General features: G+C 59.9%; 2 protein-coding genes. Both read left to right on the top strand.

Features of this window, described 5'->3' with window-relative positions; translation table 11 throughout:
* Window positions 1-180 precede the first annotated feature (180 nt).
* Entirely contained in the window at window positions 181-510 is a 330-nt protein-coding gene (locus tag AC5ZGW_RS46670) for a hypothetical protein (protein WP_496114198.1), read from the top strand.
* Window positions 511-580: 70 nt separating this feature from the next.
* Window positions 581-739 (top strand): integrase core domain-containing protein (locus tag AC5ZGW_RS46665; RefSeq protein WP_496114199.1); only part of this gene is annotated, 159 nt, incomplete at its 3' end.

Below are 739 nucleotides of genomic sequence, written 5' to 3'. Positions count from 1 at the left end.
TGGTTCTTCATTCAGCTGTATCGCTGGTTTCCATCGATCTTGCAGGTCCTCACGATCATCCGGCCCGAGACGCTCGTGCGTTGGCTTCGGGCCGGCTTTCGCCGCTACTAGCGTTGGAAGTCGTACCCACAGGGAGGGCGGCCGCAGATCGACGCCGAACTGCGCGCGCTGATCCGGCACATGAGCATGGAGAATCCGCTTTGGGGCGCGCCACGCATCCATGGCGAACTGCTCAAGCTCGGCTTTGAGCTGGCGCAGTCGAGTGTCGCCAAGTACATGGTTAAGCGGCGAGGCCCACCAAGCCAGGGATGGCGGACCTTCCTGCGTAACCACGCGCCGGACGTTGCCGCCATGGACTTGTTCGTTGTTCCCACCATCGGTTTTCGACCTGCTCTATGCATTCGTCATCATCCGACTGGACCGCAGAGACTTGGTCTTGATCAACATCACAAGAAATCCGACGGCGGAATGGGTTGCACGTCGGATCACGGAGGCCTTTCCTTGGGATGAGGCCCCAAAATACCTCATTCGCGATCGCGATCGCATCTATGGCAGCCTCGTTACGCGCCGATTGCGCGCCATGGGCATCCGCGACAAGCCTGTTGCACCGGCCTCGCCGTGGCAGAATGGCCTTGCCGAACGGTTGATCGGATCGATCCGCCGCGAGTGTTTGGACCACATCATTGTCCTGGGCGAGGTGCATTTGCGTCGGGTTCTGCAATCCTACGCCGACTATTAC

This window comes from Bradyrhizobium sp. Crot121, assembly GCF_059512385.1.
Note: the sequence above shows the minus strand (reverse complement) of the source record. Positions and strands in the feature narration are given on the sequence as shown.